The 2,539-nt window shown below is 65.9% G+C and carries 4 protein-coding genes; all 4 read left to right on the forward strand.

Features of this window, described 5'->3' with window-relative positions; all coding sequences use genetic code 11:
* A partial coding sequence (locus EN884_RS32695; protein WP_164895303.1) for an ATP-binding cassette domain-containing protein occupies positions 1 to 377 on the forward strand: 377 nt, incomplete at its 5' end.
* Positions 374 to 1,123: an ABC transporter ATP-binding protein gene (locus tag EN884_RS32700; protein ID WP_063167567.1), complete on the forward strand. Its 750-nt coding sequence runs from the start codon at positions 374 to 376 to the stop codon at positions 1,121 to 1,123. The genes EN884_RS32695 and EN884_RS32700, both read left to right, overlap by 4 nt.
* Positions 1,120 to 2,028: a branched-chain amino acid ABC transporter permease gene (locus EN884_RS32705; protein WP_063167566.1), complete on the forward strand. Its 909-nt coding sequence runs from the start codon at positions 1,120 to 1,122 to the stop codon at positions 2,026 to 2,028. Before EN884_RS32700 ends, EN884_RS32705 begins: the two co-directional genes overlap by 4 nt.
* On the forward strand, positions 2,025 to 2,539 hold a 515-nt coding region (locus tag EN884_RS32710), incomplete at its 3' end, for a branched-chain amino acid ABC transporter permease (RefSeq protein WP_164895304.1). The genes EN884_RS32705 and EN884_RS32710, both read left to right, overlap by 4 nt.

Here is a 2,539-nt window from a genome sequence, read left to right on the forward strand (position 1 = left end):
GGACAAAGGCGCTTGAACTGCTGGAACTGGTCGCCCTCGCCCATCTCGCGCATGAGCCGGCGCGCGTGCTTTCCGGCGGTCAGCGCAAGCTGCTCGAACTCGCCCGCGTGATGATGGCCGATCCGGCGATCATCTTGCTCGACGAACCGGCGGCCGGCGTCAACGCGACGCTGCTCGAAGTCATCATCGACCGCATCCGCGACATCAATGCGCGCGGTATCACCTTCCTGCTGATCGAGCATAATATCGACATGGTGACGCGGCTCTGCCATCGCGTCCTCGTCATGGCGAGCGGCCAGTTGCTCAGCGAAGGCACGGCCGAAGAGGTCGCTCGCGACCCGCGCGCCATCGAGGCCTATCTCGGAGGCGCAGCATGAGCGAGATCGTTCTCGATGTCCGCGACCTCGAAGCCGGCTACGAGCCCGGCGTGCCGATCGTGCGCGGCGCCTCGATCACCGTCGCCAAGGGCGAGATCGTCGTGGTGCTCGGCCCCAACGGCGCCGGCAAGTCTAGCTTCATCAAGGCCATCGCCGGCCTCGTCCCGATCACCGGCGGCACAGTATTTCTGGACGGGAAGGACATCACTGCCGCGCCGGCCCACACCATGGTGCGCCTCGGGCTGGCCTTCGTGCCGCAGACCGAAAACATCTTCCCACTGATGTCGGTCGAGGACAATCTCAGAGTTGCTTGCGGCATCCTTGAGCGGCGCGAGATTCCTGCGCGCACCGAGGAGATGTATGCCGCCTTCCCCGATCTCGTCCGCCAGCGCCGCACCGCCGCCGGCAACCTCTCGGGCGGACAACGGCAGATGCTCGCCGTTGCGCGGGCGCTGATCGTCCACCCCAAGGTGCTGGTGCTAGACGAGCCGTCGGCCGGCCTGTCGCCGAAATTCGTCTCGATGGTGTTCGAGATGCTGGCAAACATCCGCAAGTCCGGCGTCACCATCCTGCTCGTCGAACAGAATGCCAAGGCAGCGCTCGCCATCGGCGACCGCGCCTATGTGCTGGTCGAAGGCAAAGACCGGCACGAGGGCATTGCCTCCGAGCTGTGGAACGATCCGGTGGTCGCCGAACTCTATCTCGGCCAGCGCCCCCGCAAGTCCGGCACAGGAGGTGGGGCATGAGCTTGCAATTTGTCGTCGACGGATTGCTGACGGGTTCGATGATCGGCCTGGGCGCCATCGGCGTGACGCTTACCTATTCGATCCTGCGCTTCTCGAACTTTGCCCATGGCGACTTCATGGCCTGGGGCACCTATGCGACGCTGGCCGTCGTCAGCGCCATCGGCGCGACAGTCGGCAAGGTGGCACCGATCGCACCGCTGTCCTTCGGCTGGCCGCTGATTGTCGCGCTGGTCGTCGGCATGGCGTTCACCGCTTTGCTGGCGCTGCTGCTCGACAAGGTGCTGTTTTCGCGGCTGCGCTCGCAAGGCCAGGCGATCATCGTGGTGATGGCGAGCTTCGGTGCCTCGATGGCGCTGAGAAGCCTGCTCGAATTCACCTTCACCTCGCGGCCGACCTATTTCAGCCGGGCGATCCAGATCGCCATGCCGGTCGGCTTCGGCATCCGCATCACATCAGACCAGATCGCGCTTTTGCTGCTGACCGCGGTGCTGGTGCTCGCCGTGCATCTGTTGATGACGCGCACGCAGACCGGCCGCTCGATGCAGGCCCTGAGCCAGAACTCGGCACTGGCCCGCATCGTCGGCATCGACGTCGCCAGCGTGGTGCGCGTCACCTGGGTCATCGGCGGGGCGCTGGCCTGCGTGGCCGGCGTGATGATCGGCATCCTGGTGCAGATCCGCCCGTTCATGGGCTTCGACATGCTATTGCCGATGTTTGCCGCCGCCATTCTCGGCGGCATCGGCAGCATCCCCGGCGCCGTGCTCGGCGGCCTGATCATCGGGCTCGCCGAGGCCGGTGCCGTGCAGCTGATCGGCGCCGAATGGCGCGCCGCCGTCTCCTTCATCATCCTGATGGCGGTGCTGTTCGTGCGGCCGATCGGCCTGTTTGGTGTGAGGGAACGCTGATGGATCTGATCGGCTACGGCGCCTTCTTCCTGACCACCGCGCTGATCTTTTCGCTGGTCACGCTGGGGCTCAATTTGCAGTGGGGCCTGACCGGCCTGTTCAATGTCGGCCTTGCCGGCTTCGTCGCCATCGGCGCCTACACCTCGGCATTGCTGACCACTCCCGACGACGCCGCGCGGCTGGGTGGCCTTGGCCTGCCGATCGTTGTCGGCTGGGCGGGCGCCATGGTCGTCGGCGGCATTGCCGCGGCGTTAACTGGCATGGCGACGCTGCGGCTCAGGTCCGACTATCTGGCGATCACCACCTTCGGCGTCGCCGTCGTCGTGCAACTGGTCGCGCTCAACGCGCAGAAACTGACCGGCGGCCCGTTCGGCATCGGCTTCATCCCGCGCCCCTTCGGCAGCCTTGCCGAGACGCCGCTGCTGTTCAACCTGTCGAACCTTGCCGTGGTCGCGGCGGTGACTCTGGTCGCCTATCTCGCTTTGGAACATCTGTCGCGCAGCCCGTGGGC

The sequence above is a fragment of the Mesorhizobium sp. M7A.F.Ca.AU.001.01.1.1 genome (genome assembly GCF_004022735.1).
GTDB lineage: Bacteria > Pseudomonadota > Alphaproteobacteria > Rhizobiales > Rhizobiaceae > Mesorhizobium > Mesorhizobium ciceri.

Coding starts and splice junctions, on each gene's coding strand:
- EN884_RS32705 (WP_063167566.1), top strand. CDS start 1,120: ATGAGCTTGCAATTTGTCGTCGACGGATTGCTGACGGGTTCGATGATC.
- EN884_RS32700 (WP_063167567.1), top strand. CDS start 374: ATGAGCGAGATCGTTCTCGATGTCCGCGACCTCGAAGCCGGCTACGAG.